Origin of the sequence: Pseudomonas sp. TH06, assembly GCF_016651305.1 — a bacterium.
Classification (GTDB): domain Bacteria; phylum Pseudomonadota; class Gammaproteobacteria; order Pseudomonadales; family Pseudomonadaceae; genus Aquipseudomonas.
On sequence record NZ_JAEKEC010000003.1, the window covers coordinates 63,050 to 81,017 of the forward strand.

At 59.9% G+C, this 17,968-nt stretch carries 14 protein-coding genes; all 14 read right to left on the minus strand.

Going from position 1 to position 17,968, the window contains the following annotated elements; genetic code table 11:
- Nucleotides 1-44: 44 nt before the first annotated feature.
- The 14 genes from JFT86_RS25100 to iolC all read right to left on the minus strand — a co-directional run bounded on the left by JFT86_RS25100 (nucleotide 45) and on the right by iolC (nucleotide 17,947).
- On the minus strand, nucleotides 45-1,649 hold the full coding sequence (locus tag JFT86_RS25100; protein ID WP_201238891.1) for a methyl-accepting chemotaxis protein: 1,605 nt from the start codon (nucleotides 1,647-1,649) through the stop codon (nucleotides 45-47).
- Between the two features lie 225 nt (nucleotides 1,650-1,874).
- A complete protein-coding gene (locus tag JFT86_RS25105) occupies nucleotides 1,875-2,279 on the minus strand; it encodes a TraR/DksA family transcriptional regulator (protein ID WP_103303415.1) in 405 nt (134 codons plus the stop codon).
- Between the two features lie 327 nt (nucleotides 2,280-2,606).
- On the minus strand, nucleotides 2,607-3,629 hold the full coding sequence (locus JFT86_RS25110) for an ABC transporter permease (RefSeq protein WP_201233736.1): 1,023 nt from the start codon (nucleotides 3,627-3,629) through the stop codon (nucleotides 2,607-2,609).
- A gap of 171 nt (nucleotides 3,630-3,800) precedes the next feature.
- Entirely contained in the window at nucleotides 3,801-5,366 is a 1,566-nt protein-coding gene (locus JFT86_RS25115; protein WP_201233737.1) for a sugar ABC transporter ATP-binding protein, read from the minus strand.
- A gap of 70 nt (nucleotides 5,367-5,436) precedes the next feature.
- Entirely contained in the window at nucleotides 5,437-6,363 is a 927-nt protein-coding gene (locus JFT86_RS25120) for a sugar ABC transporter substrate-binding protein (RefSeq protein ID WP_201233738.1), read from the minus strand.
- 111 nt (nucleotides 6,364-6,474) lie between these two features.
- The gene (locus tag JFT86_RS25125) at nucleotides 6,475-7,527 is read right to left on the minus strand and encodes a Gfo/Idh/MocA family oxidoreductase (protein ID WP_201233739.1); all 1,053 of its coding nucleotides are present in this window, start codon (nucleotides 7,525-7,527) and stop codon (nucleotides 6,475-6,477) included.
- 160 nt (nucleotides 7,528-7,687) lie between these two features.
- Nucleotides 7,688-8,548 carry a sugar phosphate isomerase/epimerase gene (locus tag JFT86_RS25130; protein WP_201233740.1) on the minus strand — a complete coding sequence of 287 codons (861 nt, stop codon included), beginning with the start codon at nucleotides 8,546-8,548 and terminating at the stop codon, nucleotides 7,688-7,690.
- Nucleotides 8,549-8,674: 126 nt separating this feature from the next.
- On the minus strand, nucleotides 8,675-9,685 hold the full coding sequence (locus tag JFT86_RS25135) for a Gfo/Idh/MocA family oxidoreductase (protein ID WP_201233741.1): 1,011 nt from the start codon (nucleotides 9,683-9,685) through the stop codon (nucleotides 8,675-8,677).
- A gap of 30 nt (nucleotides 9,686-9,715) precedes the next feature.
- Complete coding sequence (gene iolD / locus JFT86_RS25140; protein ID WP_201233742.1) at nucleotides 9,716-11,647, minus strand: 3D-(3,5/4)-trihydroxycyclohexane-1,2-dione acylhydrolase (decyclizing); 1,932 nt, start codon at nucleotides 11,645-11,647, stop codon at nucleotides 9,716-9,718.
- A 124-nt stretch (nucleotides 11,648-11,771) separates the two neighbouring features.
- Nucleotides 11,772-12,593 (minus strand): TIM barrel protein, encoded by an 822-nt coding sequence (locus JFT86_RS25145; RefSeq protein WP_201233743.1) that lies wholly within the window; start codon nucleotides 12,591-12,593, stop codon nucleotides 11,772-11,774.
- Nucleotides 12,594-12,618: 25 nt separating this feature from the next.
- Nucleotides 12,619-14,118 (minus strand): CoA-acylating methylmalonate-semialdehyde dehydrogenase, encoded by a 1,500-nt coding sequence (locus JFT86_RS25150; RefSeq protein WP_201233744.1) that lies wholly within the window; start codon nucleotides 14,116-14,118, stop codon nucleotides 12,619-12,621.
- Nucleotides 14,119-14,148: 30 nt separating this feature from the next.
- Nucleotides 14,149-14,958 carry a 5-deoxy-glucuronate isomerase gene (iolB, locus tag JFT86_RS25155; RefSeq protein WP_201233745.1) on the minus strand — a complete coding sequence of 270 codons (810 nt, stop codon included), beginning with the start codon at nucleotides 14,956-14,958 and terminating at the stop codon, nucleotides 14,149-14,151.
- Nucleotides 14,958-15,848 carry a myo-inosose-2 dehydratase gene (gene iolE, locus JFT86_RS25160; protein WP_201233746.1) on the minus strand — a complete coding sequence of 297 codons (891 nt, stop codon included), beginning with the start codon at nucleotides 15,846-15,848 and terminating at the stop codon, nucleotides 14,958-14,960. Before iolE ends, iolB begins: the two co-directional genes overlap by 1 nt.
- Nucleotides 15,849-16,009: 161 nt before the next feature.
- Nucleotides 16,010-17,947, minus strand: coding sequence for a 5-dehydro-2-deoxygluconokinase (gene iolC, locus JFT86_RS25165; protein WP_201233747.1), 1,938 nt, complete (start codon nucleotides 17,945-17,947; stop codon nucleotides 16,010-16,012).
- Nucleotides 17,948-17,968: the final 21 nt, after the last annotated feature.

Below are 17,968 nucleotides of genomic sequence, written 5' to 3' on the forward strand. Positions count from 1 at the left end.
GCGACGCCGCTGCACTGATTCATTGCATCAATCGTAACAATCGCTCAGCGCGGACTTTCCGGTTTATAGCCCAGACGCAACCCACCCCAATGCCGGCCCTTGATCATGATCGGCACCGACAAGTCATGCATCAGCTCACCGGTATCACGCGTATAGGTCTGCAACAGCACCGCCTGCTGATGGCTGCCACAGCGAATGCCGGTGCGGTCGGCAAACTTGCGCTTGGTGCGATTGTTGACTGCATCGACCTGGGCATCACCGGTCAACGGCTGGCTGAACAGCTGATTATGCGTCGGCACATAACCCTGCGGCGTGCAGGCAATGGCAAACACCAGCCCCTCATGACGCGGCAACAACGGTTCTTGAATCGCCGGCAAGACCTGATCGGTGTAACGGTCGAAACGGGTCTGATATTTCGCCGGCTGCGTATTCGGGATCGCCTGATACTGACGATCAAAGAGATCCTCTAGACTGACCCGCCCTTGTTCGACATCCGCCTCGAAACGCGCCGCGATCTGACTCGCGCCTTCCCGCGCCAGGTCATAAATGCGCTGGTGATAGTCATCCAGACCGACCTCAGCCAGACGCTCACTGATGGTTTCCGCCTGCCCTTCCATCTGCACCGCCGCCTCGGCGAGTCGACGGGTCTGTTGATCGCTGATCGCTAGATCGCTACGCATTTGCTCAATGGCTTTGAACAGGCTGTCGAGTTGCTCGCGATTGGTCTCCGCGCCACGGGCAATCTCGCCGACCTGATTTTCCACACCGGCGGCCAGGCGCGCGATGTTCTCCAGATGCTGACCGGTGTGCTCAACCTGTTCGACGCCCGTTTGCAAATCGCTGGACAGCTCACGGATCTGCTCCACCACCTGCGCCGTGCGTTGCTGGATGTCGGCAACCATCTCGCCGACTTCGCCGGTTGCCGACGCCGTGCGCGCCGCCAGCCCGCGCACCTCATCCGCCACCACCGCAAAGCCCCGACCATGTTCACCGGCCCGCGCCGCTTCGATCGCTGCGTTCAGCGCCAACAGATTGGTCTGACTGGCAATCGACTGAATCACCAGCGTCACCCGCTGAATGTCATCGCTGCGCAGGCTCAAAGCCTCGATCATTTCACGGCTGGCATTGGCGCGCTGACTGAGCTGATGCATGCGCGTGATTGAATCGACCAATTCGGTACGCCCCGCCGCACTGCTGTGATGCGCCTCGCTGGCAGCCTCAAGTGCTTCGCGGCTTAGCTGCGAAGTCGCCTGTTCCGTAGCGATCATCACCTCGGCATTGCTGACGATTCGCGCCGCGGCATCGAGTTGCGATTCAAGTTTGCTCGCCAGCTCCTTGACCGAAAACGCCACCCCGGCCGCCGACAAGGCGTTGTGGCTGGTGGTGTAGGAAAGGTCGCGAGTCAGTTCGGAAATGGCGTTGCCAGTGTCGGCAGGCTGTACATCGGGGACGGTTCGGGAACGCAGGCGCGGCAGCCAGACAATCAGCACCGCCAACGGCATGCCAATGTAAAGCGACCACTCACCCAGCGTCATGCCGGCGAGCAACAGCATCAGGGCGATGCTTTGCAGGGTCGGTGCGATCCAGCGGTTTTTCGGCAAAAGCACTGGTGCAGGCAGAGCCCCAACCAGAGATCCATCTCTCGTCATTTCGTTACCCCACGCTTGTTCTCATTGTTGTGACTGCATTAAACGCCACTACAACGCCATTATCTATGGTCCGTTAGTCGTGAGGCCTGTGACAGGTCAATGGAACCGTGAGGAATATCGCAGACGAGCAAAAACAAAGATCGCAGCCCCGCCAGCTCTATGCAGGAGCTGCCGAAGGCTGCGATCTTTTCAGGGTGACCCACATTCATGGGTCACCGCACAGAATCAGGCCTGACGCTGGTGCTTGTCGATCTGCTCGTGACGCTCTTGAGCTTCGATGCAGTACTTGGTGGTCGGGCTGATCAGCAGACGTTTCAGGCCAATAGGCTCGCCGCTGTCATCGCACCAGCCAAAGCTGTCTTCCTTGATGCGCTCAAGGGCTTGTTCCAGTTGCGGCAACATGCGCTGGTCGCGATCGATCGCGTTGACCAGCCAGGTGCGCTCTTCTTCAACCGAAGCCGCGTCCGCCGGGTCAGCCGGGGTATCCAGGCTTTCGATGGCGATACGGTTTTGCTCAATGCGCTCATGGGTTTCGACTTTCATGTTCTGCAACAGCTCACTGAAGAAAGCGTGTTGCTCGGAATTCATGTAGTCATCTGCCGGCATGGCCAGCAACTTGTCCTTTGTCATTGATATCTCTATAAAAAAACGTGCATTAAGGCGAATTAGGGAGCGTTCCGGCGAACCGTGTCCGGTCGACGGAAAGGCATCGTTTATGGCAAACGCCACCCGGCACTCAATTTACGAGGGGCGGCAGTCTAAGGCCGACTTGAGGCCTCAGCAACTGGAAATCCAGCAAATTTGTCCGACAAAGCCCGGAAACTGCTCTGATACAGGCTTCACGGCGGTTATCGGAGTGCGTTTATAGCAAGAAATTCAGTCGAGCGGATGTATATAGAAGACAAACGGCTGCGCCACACCGTTCGGGTGTGGCGCGTTTTCGCGATTATTAGCCTCTTAGCGCTTGAGTTTACGCTTGTTGCGGTACTGGTCGATGACCACCGCCACCACAATGATCAAGCCTTTGATGATGTCCTGAATATAGGCATCGACGCCGACGAAGGTGAACCCGCTGGCCATTACCCCGAGAATCAGCGCACCGATCACCGTCCCGGTAATGCGCCCGACGCCGCCGGCCAGACTGGTACCGCCGATGACCGCCGCTGCAATCGCGTCGAGCTCGTAGGACATGCCCATCCCGGCCTGCCCCGTCGCAGCCCGGGCCGACGCTACTACGCCAGCCAGCCCCGCCAGCAGACCGGCGATGCTGTAGACGATCACCAAATGGCGTTTGACGTTGATTCCCGAGGTACGCGCCGCCTGCATGTTCCCGCCGATGGCGTAGGTGTACTTGCCGTACTTGGTGTAGCGCAACGCGATGTGAAAGATCACCGCCACCACCAGGAAGATAATCACCGGCATCGCCCCATGACCGATTGCGGTATAGGAGTCGGAGAGCATGCTGACCGGTTGGCCTTCGGTGTAGTAACGCGCCAGACCGCGCGCCGAAACCATCATGCCGAGCGTGGCAATGAACGGTGGAATCCCGGTGATGGCGATGATGCTGCCGTTGATCGCCCCGGCGAGCAGGCCGACCCCGAGCCCGGCGATCACCGGAATCCACACCGGCAAGTCAGTCAGCGACGGGAACACTGCGCGGGCGAAATCCGATGTCTGCGCCAGACTCGCCGCAATCATCGCTGACAGCGCCAGCACCGACCCGGATGACAAGTCGATCCCCGTGGTGATGATCACCTGAGTCACGCCGATGGCCAGCAGGCCGATGACCGACACCTGCAGGATCATCAGCACCAGACGCTGCGAGTTCATCAGGAAGCTCTGGTCGCGAACGATCCAGCCAAACACCTCGAAGACCAGACCGATACCGATCAGCACCAGAAAAATGCTCAGTTCGGTTGGAAAGCGCCGACGACTCTTGGTCGGTGCCGTTGCAGGCTTGTTTTCCAGTATCGCGTTCATAACCACTCACCCTTCAAATAAAATCCGGTATCGAATACATACCTTTGGATGCAAGCTGCTTTTTTGTGGCGAGGGCGCTTGCTTCCGCTGGGCAGCGAAGCGGCCCTTAAGCTTGGGCTTGCTGCGCAATCCAGCGGGAGCAAGCTCCCTCGCCACAGAGACCGTGACCGGTCAATGGACCTGGGACATGCCCGAGGCCAGTTGCATGACTCGTTCCTGGGTAGCCTCGTCGCGGCCGAGGGTGCCCATCAGGTCGCCCTCGTGCATGACCATCACCCGGTCGCTCATGCCCAGTACTTCCGGCAGTTCCGAGGAGATCATGATCACCGCCATGCCTTCGCTGGCGAGCAAGGAGATCAGCCGATAAATCTCGGCCTTGGCGCCGACATCGATGCCGCGAGTCGGCTCGTCGAGAATCAGGATCCGTGGATTGGTCATCAGCCAGCGGGCGAGCAAGGCTTTCTGCTGGTTGCCGCCTGACAAGGTGTCGATGCACTGCTCCAGCGACGGGGTTTTCACCCGCAGCTTCTTGCACATGTCTTCACACAGAGCACGCAAGGCTTTTTGCTGGATAAAGCCGTGGCCGGCGTAATGCGGGAGCACCGCCATCTCCATGTTTTCCAGCACCGACAGGCACGGGAACAGGCCGCTGAGCTTGCGATCCTCGGTCAACAGCGCGAATCCCTTGTCGATGGCCATGTGCGGATCGGTGATGCGCACCACCTCGCCGTCCAGACGGATCTCACCGCTGTCGCTGGGCGTTATGCCGAAAATGGTTTCGGCGACGTTGGTGCGTCCCGAGCCCATCAGCCCGGCGATGCCGAGAATCTCCCCGGCATGCAGATCGAACGAGACGCCCTGGAATATGCCGTCGAGTTTCAGATCGCGGACCGACAGCAGCAGATCGCCAATCGGCTTTTCACGCACCGGGAACAACTGGCTCAGTTCGCGCCCGACCATCATCGAAATCAGACTGTCACCGTCCATGCTGTCGGCCCGTTGCAGGCCGATGTAGGCGCCGTCGCGAAACACCGCCACTTCATCGGCAATGGCGAACACTTCGTTCATTTTGTGCGTGATGTAGATGATGCCTTTGCCCTGGCGCTTGAGGTCGGCAATGATCGAGAACAGGTGCGCTACTTCCTTTTCGGTGATGGCCGAGGTCGGCTCATCCATGATCAGAATGTCGGAGTCGTAGGACACCGCTTTGGCAATCTCGACCATCTGCCGTTCGGCGATGCTCAGGTTGCCAACCTGCTCCTCGGGATCGAGGTTGATGCGCAAGCGCTCCAGCAGTTGCGCGGTGCAACGGTGCATGGCGCGGTGGTCGATCATGTGCAGGCCGTTGAGCTGCTCGCGGCCGATCCAGATGTTTTCGGCGATGCTCATGTGCGGCATCAGGTTGAGTTCCTGGTGGATCATCGCGATCCCCGCCTGAAGTGCCGCCAACGGTGTATCGAAGACTACGGGTTTGCCGCGCAAGCGCAGTTCGCCAGCATCGGGCTGGTAGATGCCGGCGATGATTTTCATCAGCGTCGATTTACCCGCGCCGTTCTCGCCCATCAGGGCCAGTACCGACCCAGGACGTACTCGCAGTTGCACATCGGACAGAGCCACCACACCGGGAAAACCCTTGCTGATGTTGGTGATCTCCAGCAGGTACGGCTCATCGACAGGTGTTGCAGTTGGCTGGATATCCACCAACGAGGTGCTCGAAGCGGTCGCTGAAGCGAACATGTTCAGGTACTCCGTCAGCAAGGTCGCGGCAGCAACCCTGCAGGATTATTGTTGTTATTGAACCGATGCACTATTTGAAAGTGTCGACGTTTTCCGGGGTGATCAGGCGATAAGGCACCCAGACGTTCTGCTCCACCGCCTCGTTTTTGGCCATCTTCACTGCAGTGTCGATCGAGCCGTCTGCCTGACCTTTGGCGTCTTGAAACACTGACACCGCCATGTTGCCTTTCTTGATTGCGTTCAAGCCGTCCGGCGTGCCGTCGACACCTGCAATCAACACACTGCCCTTCTCGACACCGGCCTGTTGCAGCGCCATGGCGGCACCAATCGCCATTTCGTCATTGTTGGAAACCACCGCGTCGAACTTGCGGCCCTGGGTCAGCCAGTCATTGACCAAAGTCATGCCTTTGTCCCGCAGCCAGATGCCGGTCTGTTCCTGTTCGATCTTGATGTTCGGGTACTTGGCCAGCACCTCTTTGACGCCCTTGGTGCGATTGGTGGTGGAGTTGTTGGCGAGGTCACCGAGCAGAATCACGATTTCGCCTTTGCCGCCGAGTTTTTCGGCCAGGTACTGCATCTGCATTTCGCCGGCCTCCAGGTCGTTGGAGGCGACCGTGACCACACCTTTTGGCAGTTTGAGGTCATCGGGGCGACGGTTGACGTAGACCAGCGGGATGCCGGCCTTTACCGCGGCTTCGGTGATTTTTCGGGTGGCGGCGGTATCCACCGGGTTGACCACGATGGCATCGACCTTCTGGCTGATGAAGCTTTCGACCTGACTCAACTGCTTGACCACGTCGCTGCGGGCGTCTTCGAATTGCAGTTGCACGCCATCGGGATAGGACTTGGCTTTCTTGTCCATGGATTCGCGCAGGTAAGTCAGCCAGGTGTCATCGAACTGGGACATGCTTACGCCGATCTTCATATCGGCAAGGGCAGCACCGCTGACAAACATCAAGGACAGGGCCAGCGAGGCAAAACGCAGATTGGTCTTCATGAACTGTCTTTCTCCACATTCTTGTTGGTTTTATGGATCAGTCGTGACGGTTTCTGTAGGCAAAATTGACTCTATTGGAATTTATTTTCTATATCAACTCATTTTAGAATTTTATTCCAAATCTGTTCCATGACTTCCAGACGGGTTCAGTTCGACCACCTGACGTTGCTTGAAACTCTGCCGCGCAGCATCCAGAACAACAGTGCTCGCCAGTGCATCACGAGCCTCGACCGGCAATGGGCCGCCAGTCTGTAACGCGGTTTGTAGCTGCTGATAAAACTGCTGCCAGCAGCCCCTTTCCGAAGGCACGCGCTCGCGTTCGCCAGCGTGTTCAAACCAGCCCCAGCGCCGATGCTCTTCGACACCCCAGCCCTCACCCGCGGATTTTGGCGAGAGCCCGGCCAGCGCTTGAGCCTCCTGCCCGTCGAGGCCATCAACGCTGTAGCAGCCCAGCGTTCCGGTGACCCGAAAGCGCGGGCCGGGCGTGCTTTGCAGGCAACTGCCGCCGAGGTGGGAGACAACCCCGTTAGCGTGGGTCAGGGAAACGAAAAAACCGTTGTCGCAGGCCTGGTCCTTGTCCTGATAATCAAGCTCGGCATACACCTGCCTGACAGGGCCGAACAGCAGCAACGCCTGATCCACCAGATGGCTTCCCAGATCGCGCAGAAAACCACCGCCGCTGGCGTTGTTCACCGACTGTGGCGAGTAGCGCTCGACCCGTGATTCGAAACGCGTGACCTGCCCGAGTGCGCCCGACTCGATGAGTTTGCGCACGGTGAGGAAATCCGAATCCCAGCGGCGATTCTGATAAACGCTGAGCCGCACGCCCTGGCGTTCGGCCATGGTGATCAGGGTTTGCGCCTGTTGCGCATCGGCGGCGAAGGGTTTGTCACTGACGACGGCGACTCCGTGTTCGAGACCATCAAGCACCAGCGCCGGACGGCCCTTCAGCGGCGTGGAAATCACCAACACATCCACGCCTGCCTCGACCAGTTCGCCGATGCTGTCGAACGCCGGTACGCCGGGGTGTTCAGCAGCGAGCAATTGGCGGCGCTCCGGGGAACGCGTCACCACACCGGCAAACGTGGCACCGGGCAGACTGCTGAGCAGCGGCGCATGAAAAAACCGGCCGCCATGGCCGTAACCGACAAGTCCGATACGCATGATTCGACTCCTTCTTATTGTTCTGTGAGCCGCTTACTGGGTAAACGCGGCCTTTGTGGGAGCGAGCCTGCTCGCGATAGCGATGCTTCAGGCGACATCGATGCAGACTGTACTGCCGCCTTCGCGAGCAGGCTCGCTCCCACCGGTATTGCGTACTGAGTCAGTGGCAGAGTTCGCTTTTGACCCGTTCGAGCATCATTCGGTTGGATTGATCCGGTCGGTCTTCCCAGGCGAACACCGAGACCGTGGCAATGCCGTCGAACTTGATCTCGCGCAAGGTGCTGAAAAACGCTTGCCAGTCGACCTCGCCCTGGCCGATGTCCAGATGCTGATGCACGGTTGCGGTAACGCCCGGCGGGTTGACGATGTAGCGCAATCCCGACGAGGCCTTGTGGTTGTAGGTGTCGGCAATGATCAGATGGCTGAGTTTCGACCCGGCATATTTGAGCATCGAGGCAATGTCGCCGACGCCGTCGTCGTAGAAAAACGTGTGCGGTGCGGCGTAGAGGTAGTTGATCCAGTCGCGGTCGAGCCCGCGAATGATGTCCACTGACTCGTTGTTGCGTTCGCAGAAATCATACGGGTGGGCCTGAATATCGAGCTTGATGCCTTCACGCTCGAACTCGGGGATCAATTCGTCCATCGAGCGCATGAACTGGTTTTCGCACACCAGCGGGTTGTCCGACTGCCCGGTGAATTCGGTGTTGACCAGCTCGCAGTCCATTTCCACGGCAATCTGGATCGCTCGCTTCCAGTTGCGCACCGCGGCCACGCGCAAACCTTCGTCGGCGGCGGCCCAGTGGTACATCGGTAACAAGGAAGAGAGTTTGACCCCGGTGTCGCTCAAGGCTTTGCGAAACTCCTTGATCCGCGCCTTGTCGACGCGCGGGGCTTTGTAAAACGGCAGGAAGTCTTCGCGAGGCGAGAGCTCGATGTGTTCGTAACCGAGCTCGGCGACCTTGTCGACCATCTTGCCCAGGGACAGATTGCGGTACATGTAGGGATCTAGTGCGATGCGCATCTTCTTGTTCTCCTTCACGCAAAATCAACACCGTCCCCTGTAGGAGCTGCGGCACGCTGCGATCTTTTGATCTTGAAAAACAACATCAAAAGATCGCAGCGTGCCGCAGCTCCTACAGGGATCGGGTTAGCCGTAAAAATGTGGGCGGTCAGGCAGGGTGACTTTTACTATCTGGCCACTGTTCTGGGCTTCGATGCATGCATCTGCCGCGACGGCGGCGGCGAAACCGTCCCATGCCGAGGGCCCGCCCACCTGACCGGCGCGCACACCATCGATGAACGCCTGCAACTCGACGTCATAGGCGCCGATGAAGCGGTCCTTCCAGTCCATCAGAATCGCGTTCGACAGCTTGGCGCCGCTGCGCATTTGCACCTGCTGCGGCTCCGGCAGCTTGGCGATGCCAGTCTCCCCCACCACTTCGCACTGGATGTCATAGCCGTACTGGCAATTGACGAAAACCTCGACATCGATGCGCGTGCCCTTGGCGGTTTCCAGCAGGACGATCTGCGGATCTTTCAAATGCGCCAACGCCTTGCTCGACTTGCGTGGGAATACCACTTGCACCGACACATAATCGTCATCCAGCAACCAGCGCAGCACATCCAGCTCATGGATCAGCGTGTCGGTGATTGCCATGTCGGTCTTGTAGTTTTCGCCGACGCTCGGGTTGCGGTGCGCGCAGTGCAGCATCAACGGCTCACCGATCTGGCCACTGTCGATCACCGCTTTCAGCGCGCGATAACCTTCATCGTAAGGACGCATGAACCCGACCTGCACCAGACGCTTGCCGTGGGCGACCTCGGCTTCGACGATCTTGCGGCACCCTTCGGCAGTCACTGCCAGCGGTTTCTCGCAGAACACCGGTTTGCCGGCGGCAATCGCAGCCAGCACGAACTCTTCGTGACTCGGCCCCCACGAGGTGACAAGGATGGCCTCGACCTCTGGCGCCTTGATCAGCGCGTGACCATCCGGGTAAACCTCGGCCGTCAGCTTCAGATCAGCAACGACCTTGGCGGCTTGCTGCAAGTTGATGTCGGTGACAGCGACGACCTGACTGTTGAGCAAAGTCTGGCTGCAACGACGGATGTGATCCTGGCCGATGGCCCCGGTACCGATAACGCCAAGCTTCAAAGACATGAACATTCTCCATTTCGGGTTTCAGGACAATCAGTACTGGCGGGCCTTGGCCAACCGTTCATTAAGGGTTTTCGCGACCGCATCGGTGCGCGCACTGGTGGACACCTGCGCGACACCGACCCGCCACCACGACAGGTATTTGTGAATCATCGTCTTGGGCAGAACCTTGATATCGATCAGCGTCGACACCGTCTGCAAACGCGCATCGGCCAGCGCTGCCTGCAACGCTTCAACCGTGTTCACCTTGTAGGTCTTGCAGCCGTAGGCCGCCGCGCTCATGGCGAAATCCACCGGAACAAAACCGCCGTCGAGCTTGCCGGTCTCGGGGTTCCGGAAACGGAATTCAGTGCCGAAGCTGTCCATGCCGTGTTCCATCTGCAAGTTGTTGATGCAGCCAAACGTCATGTTGTCCAGCAGCACCACGTTGATCTTGCGGCGCTCCTGAATCGACGTTGCCAGCTCCGAGTGCAGCATCATGTAAGAGCCATCGCCGACCAGCGCATAGACCTCGCGATCGGGCTCGGCGAGCTTCACGCCCAGCGCCGCATTCACCTCGTAACCCATGCATGAATAGCCGTACTCGACGTGGTAAGTGTTGACGCCCTTGCTGCGCCAGCTGCGCTGTAAGTCACCGGGCAGACTGCCGGCAGCGGCGACAATTACCGCGTCGTCGGCCAGGGTCTCATTGAGTACACCCAGCACGCGGCTCTGGGTCAGGCAGGAACCGGTCAACTCGATGAATTCGCGCAGTACGGCCGGGTCCATGTGGTCGTTGATTTCCGGGACGAAATCCTCGGTCTGGTATTCGGCCTGATAAATCCGCTCAACCTCGGCGTCGAGTTGTTCCTTGGCCTCACGCGGCTGATCGCCCCACTCGGCGCGGTAGTCGCCGAGAATATTGCTCAAAGCCTGCAAAGCGGTTTTCGCGTCGGCCAGCAGTTGCACGCCGTCGAGTTTCAGCGCATCGCACGGGCTGATATTGAGGTTGAGGAACTGCACGTCCGGGTGTTTGAACAAGGATTTCGACGCGGTGGTGAAATCGCTGTAGCGGGTGCCGACACCAATGATCAGATCCGCCTCGGGCGCCAGCAGATTCGCTGCCAGACATCCGGTTTCGCCGATGCCGCCGAGGTTCAGTGGATGACTGGAAACCACCGCGCTCTTGCCCGCCTGCGTTTCGGCGAACGGAATACCGAAGCGTTCGGCGAACGCCTGCAACGCAGCATTAGCCCCGGAATACTTCACACCGCCGCCACAGATCAGCAACGGTTTGCGCTTGCCTTTGATCAGCGCCAGCGCATCGCCGAGCATGGCTTCGGTGGCCGGTCGGCGCTCGATGCGATGCACGCGTTTTTGCAGGAAGTAATCCGGGTAATCGTAGGCCTCGGCCTGTACGTCCTGCGGCAGCGCCAACGTCACCGCGCCGGTTTCGGCGGGATCGGTCAGTACGCGCATGGCGTGGATCGCGGCGGTCATCAACTGCTCGGGGCGGTTGATCCGGTCCCAGTATTTGCTCACGGCTTTGAAGGCATCGTTGGTGCTGATGCTCAGATCGTGAAACTGCTCGATCTGTTGCAGCACCGGGTCCGGTTGGCGGCTGGCGTAGACGTCGCCGGGCAACAACAGCAACGGGATGCGATTGGCGGTGGCGGTGGCTGCAGCAGTAATCATGTTCGCTGCGCCCGGGCCTACCGACGAGGTGCAGGCGTAGATCCTGCGGCGCAGATGCTGTTTGGCAAAACCGATGGCGGCGTGGGCCATGCCCTGCTCGTTGCGACCCTGATGGACGATCAGGTCGCCGCTGTCCTGCTCCAGCGCCTGACCGAGTCCGAGCACATTGCCGTGACCGAAAATCGTGAAGATCCCGGCGACGAACTTGCTCTGCACGCCATCGACTTCGATGTACTGGTTATCGAGAAATTTCACCAGGGCCTGGGCCATGGTCAGTCTTGTTGTGGTCATGCTTGCACCTTTCTTAAAGGCAACCGCCAATCCTTGTAGGAGCTGCCGGAGGCTGCGATCTTTTGACTTTGCTCTTCAAGATCAAGAGATCGCAGCCTGCGGCAGCTCCTACACGGGGGATGTGTCAGGTCAGGGATTTTTGTAGGTGGGCCATGCTGGCGCTGATGGCTTGTTCGATATCCGCCAGACCGTGAACACTGTCAGCGAATGGTTCGAACGACAGATAGCCGCTGTACCCCGTGCTCAGCAGCGTGTCGATCTGCGCCGCGTTACCGAGAATGTCGCCCTCGCCCACCAACACTCGATGGCCGTCGCGAATGCTTGCCAACGGCGCCTCGGCATCTTCGACGCCGGAGATATGCACCAGCCCGGTCAGTTCGGGGAAAAATTCCTGCTCACTGGCGAGGTGATGGTGAAAGGTGTCATGCACCAGCCGAAACACATCCAGCCCGCCCACCGCCTGGATCGCGTCCACCGCCGTACGCTTGCGCCGCAGCGAGCATTCCTCAAACCCCAACGGCTCGATGAAGCCAAGAATGCCGTGCTCACGCAGGATCGGCGCGAGTTCGCTCAACGCCGTGCGCAGGCCAACGGCGCGTTGCGCGGTCGTGCGCATGTCGCCGGTATCGTTCAGCGGGCACATGACCAACCCCTGCGCCCCGCAATCCCGCGCATACACGGCGAGTCTTGTGGCTTGAGCTCGACGTTCGTCATTCCACACATCGAACGGGTACAGCGCATTGATCGACAGGACGCTGATGCCTTTCGCCGCACACAATTCGCGGACGGTTTGCGGGGCTGTGCCGTCCTCGATTTCCACGCCTTTGAGGTCATTGCGAATCTCGATGGCATCGGCCTTGAGGCTCACCGCCAGATCAATGAACGCGGGCAGGGAAAGTCGTGGTGCGACCATCCGGTTTAGGGCAAAACGCAGGGGCTGAGTCATTCTTGTTGTTCTCCGCACAGACGAATTATTTGGCAGTTGGCATGCTGAATTCAGGGCCTTTGGCGATGCTGTCGGGCCAGCGCTGCATCACGCTTTTATAGCGACTGTAGAAACGCACGCCCTCTTCACCGTAAGCGTGGTGGTCACCGAACAATGAGCGCTTCCAGCCGCCAAACGAGTGCCAGGCCATTGGCACCGGAATCGGCACGTTGATACCGACCATGCCGACCTTGATGGTGCGAGCAAACGCACGGGCGATGCCGCCATCGCTGGTGAAGCAGGACACGCCGTTACCGAACTCATGGGCGTTGATCAATGCCACGGCGCTGGCGAAGTCCGGTACGCGGATGATGCCCAGCACCGGGCCGAAAATCTCTTGCTGATAGATGCTCATTTCGCTGCTGACCTGATCGAAAAGGGTCGCGCCCACGAAAAAACCAGCCTCGGCACCCGGTACATTGAAACCCCGGCCATCCACCAACAACTGCGCGCCCTGGGCCACCCCGTCGCTGATAAAACCCTCAACTTTGGCCTTGTGCTCAGCCGTGACCAACGGGCCCATTTCGCTGTCGCTCTGCATACCGTTACCGACCTTGAGCTGGTCGATACGCGGCAGCAGTTTGGCGATCAGACGATCACCGACATCGCCCACCGCGACGGCAATCGAAATCGCCATGCAACGCTCGCCGGCTGAGCCGTAAGCTGCGCCGATCAAGGCGTCGGCGGCCTGATCGAGATCGGCATCGGGCATGACAATCATGTGATTCTTCGCCCCGCCCAGCGCCTGGACACGCTTGCCGCGTGCAGTGGCTTGCTGGTGGATGTACTCGGCAATCGGCGTCGAACCGACAAAGGAAATCGCCTCGATATCGGGGTGTTGCAACAGCGCATCCACGGCCGTCTTGTCGCCCTGCACCACGTTGAACACGCCGTCCGGCAAGCCGGCCTCGGTGAGCAGACGCGCCATCAGCAAACTGGCGGACGGGTCACGTTCCGAAGGCTTGAGGATGAAACAGTTACCGGTGACCAGCGCCAGCGGGATCATCCACAGCGGCACCATCACCGGGAAGTTGAACGGCGTGACACCCGCGCAAACACCCAGCGGCTGCCGCAGATTCCAGTTGTCGATGCCGCCGCCGATGTTGTCGCTGAATTCGGTCTTGAGCAGGTTCGGCGCGCCGCAGGCGTACTCGACGATTTCGATGCCGCGAGTAACCTCTCCCTTGGCATCGGACAACACTTTGCCGTGCTCGCGGGTGATGATTTCAGCCAGCTCGTTGTGATGCCGGTCGAGCAACTCCTTGAACTTGAACATCACCCGCGAACGACGCAGGGACGACTGTTCCGACCACGCCGGGAAGGCCTTCAGCGCGGACGCGACAGCCTCTTCCACGGTCTTGACGCTGGCCAGCGCCACTTGCGCCTGCACCGCGCCGGTGGCCGGATTGAACACATGACTGAACCGCTCGCCGCTGTCCTGCACCTGACCATCGATGTAGTGGCCGATTACCGGGGCATTGCTCATTGTTGTCGCGCTCCGTTCAAACGTGGGAAGTCAGAGGTCCAGCAGCCAGCTGTGCTGCGGATCGTTATGGAACTGCCAGACACGTTTCGGCCCGGCCATGACATTCAGGTAATAGGACTCGTAGCCGTACGGCACGCTGACCGGGTGATACCCCTTGGGCACCACCACCAGATCGCTGTTTTCCACGGCCATGGCCTGATCGATGCTGCGGTCATCGGTGTACACGCGCTGGAACACAAAACCCTGCGGCGGATTGATCTGGTGGTAATAGGTTTCTTCGAGAAAGCTCTGGTGCGGCAGGTCATCGGTGTCGTGCTTGTGCGGCGGGTAGCTCGACGAATGCCCGGACGGCGTGCGCACTTCCACCACGAGCAGCGAATGCGCCGGTTCGCTGTCCGGCAAGATGTCGCAGACGTATCGGGTGTTGGCGCCTTTGCCACGCACGCTGCGCTTCATCGACTCCGGGCGGATCAACCGTGGCCCGAGGTTGGCGCTGACCGATCCGGGGGCGGCGCAGACGGCGATTTGTGAGTCGCTCAACGCAGTCACTCGCGCCTGACTGCCGGGCGGCAGATACGCGGCGAACGGTGATTTGTCTTCGAACACCGATTGCCGATCGCCCAGGTTGTCCCACTCGAATACGCCCTGCCCCGGCGCCTCGCCGCTGATACTGACGCGACCGCTGAGCAACACCAGGCACAACTCCTGATCGCCCGCTGTCACCGGCAGACTTTCGCCGAGGCTCAGTCGATAGGCAGCGAAACCGACGTACTCAAGACGTCCCTTTTCCAGCTCGACCATGGTGCGGCCATGGGCCTGACTCTTGACTAGAAGGCTCATCACAAGCCCCTTTCATTGAGCAGGGCGCGCAAGGTGTCGTAGCCCTTTTTCGCGTAGATGTAACTCGGTGCCACCGCCGGATCCTGCTCGGCCTCGACCACCAGCCAGCCGTAATAATCGGCGGCCACCAGGACGTCGAGCAGCGCGGCGTAATCAATGTCGCCATCGCCAGGCACAGTGAACGTGCCGTTGATGATGCAATCCGGGAAGCTCCACAGATTGTTGCGCGCCAGTTGCACCACCGGTTTGCGCACGTCCTTGAAATGCACGTGGCAGATGCGTTCGATGTGTTTTTTCAGAACTTGCAGCGGCTCGCCACCGCCCATGTAGCAATGACCGGAATCGAACAGCAAGCCGACTTCGCTACCGGTCAGGGCCATGAGTTTGTCGATGTCTGACGGCGACTCGACGTAGGCACCCATGTGGTGGTGATACGCCAGACGCACGCCTCGGGACAGGGTGAAGCGCGCCAGTTCAGTGAGCTTGTCGGCGTATGCCTGCCACGCTTCTTCGCTATGAAAGCGTGGCCGCTCGACCAGCGGAATACGCTGCCCCTGAATCGAATCGGCGACCTCGCCGTACACCAGAACGTTGGCACCGTTCTGCGCCAGCAACTCGACATGGCTGGCGATTGCATCGATTTCCTCGGCCACCGAGCGTGTCGCCAGTCGGCTGGAGTACCAGCCAGACACCAGCGCCAGATCGTAAGGCCGCAGCACGTCACCGACGCCTTTGGCATCCTTGGGGAATTTACCGTTGAGCTCAAAACCTGCGTAACCGATTGCCTTGCCCTCACTCAGGGCGGTGCTCAACGGCGTCTCGCCACCGAGGGACGGCAGATCGTCGTTGCTCCAGGAAATCGGGTTGATGCCAATTCGGATTGCGGGCATGGCTGCACCTTTTATTGTTTTCCATCAATCATTGAGTCCACCACCGTCCAACTGTAGGAGTGAGCCTGCTCGCGATAGCGGCGCATCAGCCAACTCAAATGTTGGAATGTGCCACCGCAATCGCGAGCAGGCTCACTCCTACAGGGGATCGTGTGAATCCTTCAGGATCGGGCCTTGCGCCAGGCGTCGATCAGTTCGACAAACGTGCCCTGCACCTGGCGGATCAGCGTTTCATCGTCGATCTCGCCGGCCATCCACGCCCGGCTAGGCTCCTGAAAAATCGTCCGGCCCACCGCAAACCCTCGGCAAGTGCGACTGCCGCTGGCCTGCTGAAAACCCTCGGCCAACGCCGCTGCCGGCGCATTCAGGCCCAGCAGCACCACGCCTCGGCAATACGGATCGCGTTCTTCAATCAGCGCGTCCAGTTGCTGCCATTCTTCGGCGCTCTGCGCTTCGATCTTCCACCACGCCGGGTAGATGCCGAGGTTGTACAGGCGCTTCACGGCGCGATAGAGCACGTCCGGATGGGCTGACGGAAGATCCTTCGGCGGCACAACCTCCAGCAGCAACTCATGCCCGCTGACCTGCGAGGCCTGATACAAGCCCTTGAGCTGCGCCTCCTGCTCCAGCCGCAACATCGGCTCATCGTCAGGATGGAATTGCACCAGACACTTGATGATTTGCTCCTGCGGCCAGGCAATCAGATTGCTGCCAACCGAACGCCCGTGTTCGAACGCCAGTGGCCGCGAGTTCTGCACCTCCACCGGCCGCGCCACCCACCAGCCGCGACCGGTGGCGGCGTTGAGCGAGTCCTGGCCGAAACGCTGATCCGCCAGCAAGCCGACATCCGCCTCGACACCCTGCTCGCGCAGATCGGCTTCAACGCGCTCCACCGCTTGGATAAACAGCTGCTTCAAAGCGCTGATGCTGGCGAGATCGCGGCCACCCTTCTGCGCCAGTTCGACCAACTGCCAGCGGTGATCGAAGGCAAAAATGAACAGCGGTTTCCACTGTTTGCGCGGCACGCTGACCCGATGCAAGCGCTGCAATGTTTCGTCCTGATCCGGCCGGGTAATCGGCACCGGGCTGTTGAACAGATAGTCGAGTTCGGCGCGGGTCGGCATTGCCGGGGCGCAAGCGTGGCGCGACACCACCAGCCCGCCGCAGGCATTGGCCAACTGGCAGCAACGCTCATCCGTGGCGTCCTCGATCCAGCCACTGAGGAACCCCGACATAAAGGCATCGCCGGCGCCGAGCACATTCAGCACCTCGACCCGCACGCCGGGATAGATCGCGCCATCCTCAAGCCGCACCGGAATTACCCCGTGAATCACCGTGCAACCCTGCGGCCCGAGCTTCACCACCAGCGTCGCGTTGCTCAAGCGCCGCACATTGCGCAGCGCGCAGAGCAAGTCCTCGGCGCCACCAGCAATCAGAAACTCTTCTTCAGTGCCGACGATCAGATCGAATCGCGGCAGGATCGACTGCACGTGCTGGCTGACATTGCGGTCAGCGACAAACCGTGTCTCGCCATCCGCCTTGCCGGCCAACCCCCACAACACCGGGCGATAGTCGATATCGAGCACGCGTCTGACGTTATGTTTTTCGGCGTAATCCAGCGCCTGAATGCTCGCCTTGTAGACGGACTCGGTGGAGAAATGCGTGCCGGTGATCAGCAGCGCCTTGCTGGAAGCAATGAACGCCTCGTTGATGTCCTCGGCGTGCAACGCCATGTCGGCGCAGTTTTCGCGGTAGAACACCAGGGGAAAGGTTTCGCGGTCCTTGAGACCGAGCAGGACCATCGCGGTCAGACGCTCGGGATCAACCTTGATGCCGCTGACATCACACCCTTCGCGAGCCAGCGATTCGAGCAGAAAACGCCCCATATGGTCGTCGCCGACCCGGCTCAACATCGCCGACTTCAACCCCAGCCGCGCCGTGCCGAACGCGATGTTGGCCGACGAACCGCCAAGGTATTTGGCGAAGCTGGAAACGTCCTCGAGCCGCGCCCCGACCTGCTGCGCATAGAGGTCGACGCCAAGGCGCCCGAGGCAAATCAGATCCAATTGACGCCCACTGGCAAAACGAGTCTGGCCCATGCTGGCTCCTGTTATTTTTAT

Bases quoted from the DNA above. Each gene is read 5' to 3' on its own strand.
- JFT86_RS25130 (WP_201233740.1), bottom strand. From the start codon at position 8,548: ATGCGCATCGCACTAGATCCCTACATGTACCGCAATCTGTCCCTGGGC.
- JFT86_RS25100 (WP_201238891.1), bottom strand. From the start codon at position 1,649: ATGACGAGAGATGGATCTCTGGTTGGGGCTCTGCCTGCACCAGTGCTT.
- JFT86_RS25150 (WP_201233744.1), bottom strand. From the start codon at position 14,118: ATGAGCAATGCCCCGGTAATCGGCCACTACATCGATGGTCAGGTGCAG.
- iolE (WP_201233746.1), bottom strand. From the start codon at position 15,848: ATGCCCGCAATCCGAATTGGCATCAACCCGATTTCCTGGAGCAACGAC.
- JFT86_RS25125 (WP_201233739.1), bottom strand. From the start codon at position 7,527: ATGCGTATCGGACTTGTCGGTTACGGCCATGGCGGCCGGTTTTTTCAT.
- iolD (WP_201233742.1), bottom strand. From the start codon at position 11,647: ATGACCACAACAAGACTGACCATGGCCCAGGCCCTGGTGAAATTTCTC.
- JFT86_RS25110 (WP_201233736.1), bottom strand. From the start codon at position 3,629: ATGAACGCGATACTGGAAAACAAGCCTGCAACGGCACCGACCAAGAGT.
- JFT86_RS25120 (WP_201233738.1), bottom strand. From the start codon at position 6,363: ATGAAGACCAATCTGCGTTTTGCCTCGCTGGCCCTGTCCTTGATGTTT.
- iolC (WP_201233747.1), bottom strand. From the start codon at position 17,947: ATGGGCCAGACTCGTTTTGCCAGTGGGCGTCAATTGGATCTGATTTGC.
- iolB (WP_201233745.1), bottom strand. From the start codon at position 14,958: ATGAGCCTTCTAGTCAAGAGTCAGGCCCATGGCCGCACCATGGTCGAG.
- JFT86_RS25145 (WP_201233743.1), bottom strand. From the start codon at position 12,593: ATGACTCAGCCCCTGCGTTTTGCCCTAAACCGGATGGTCGCACCACGA.
- JFT86_RS25135 (WP_201233741.1), bottom strand. From the start codon at position 9,685: ATGTCTTTGAAGCTTGGCGTTATCGGTACCGGGGCCATCGGCCAGGAT.
- JFT86_RS25105 (WP_103303415.1), bottom strand. From the start codon at position 2,279: ATGACAAAGGACAAGTTGCTGGCCATGCCGGCAGATGACTACATGAAT.
- JFT86_RS25115 (WP_201233737.1), bottom strand. From the start codon at position 5,366: ATGTTCGCTTCAGCGACCGCTTCGAGCACCTCGTTGGTGGATATCCAG.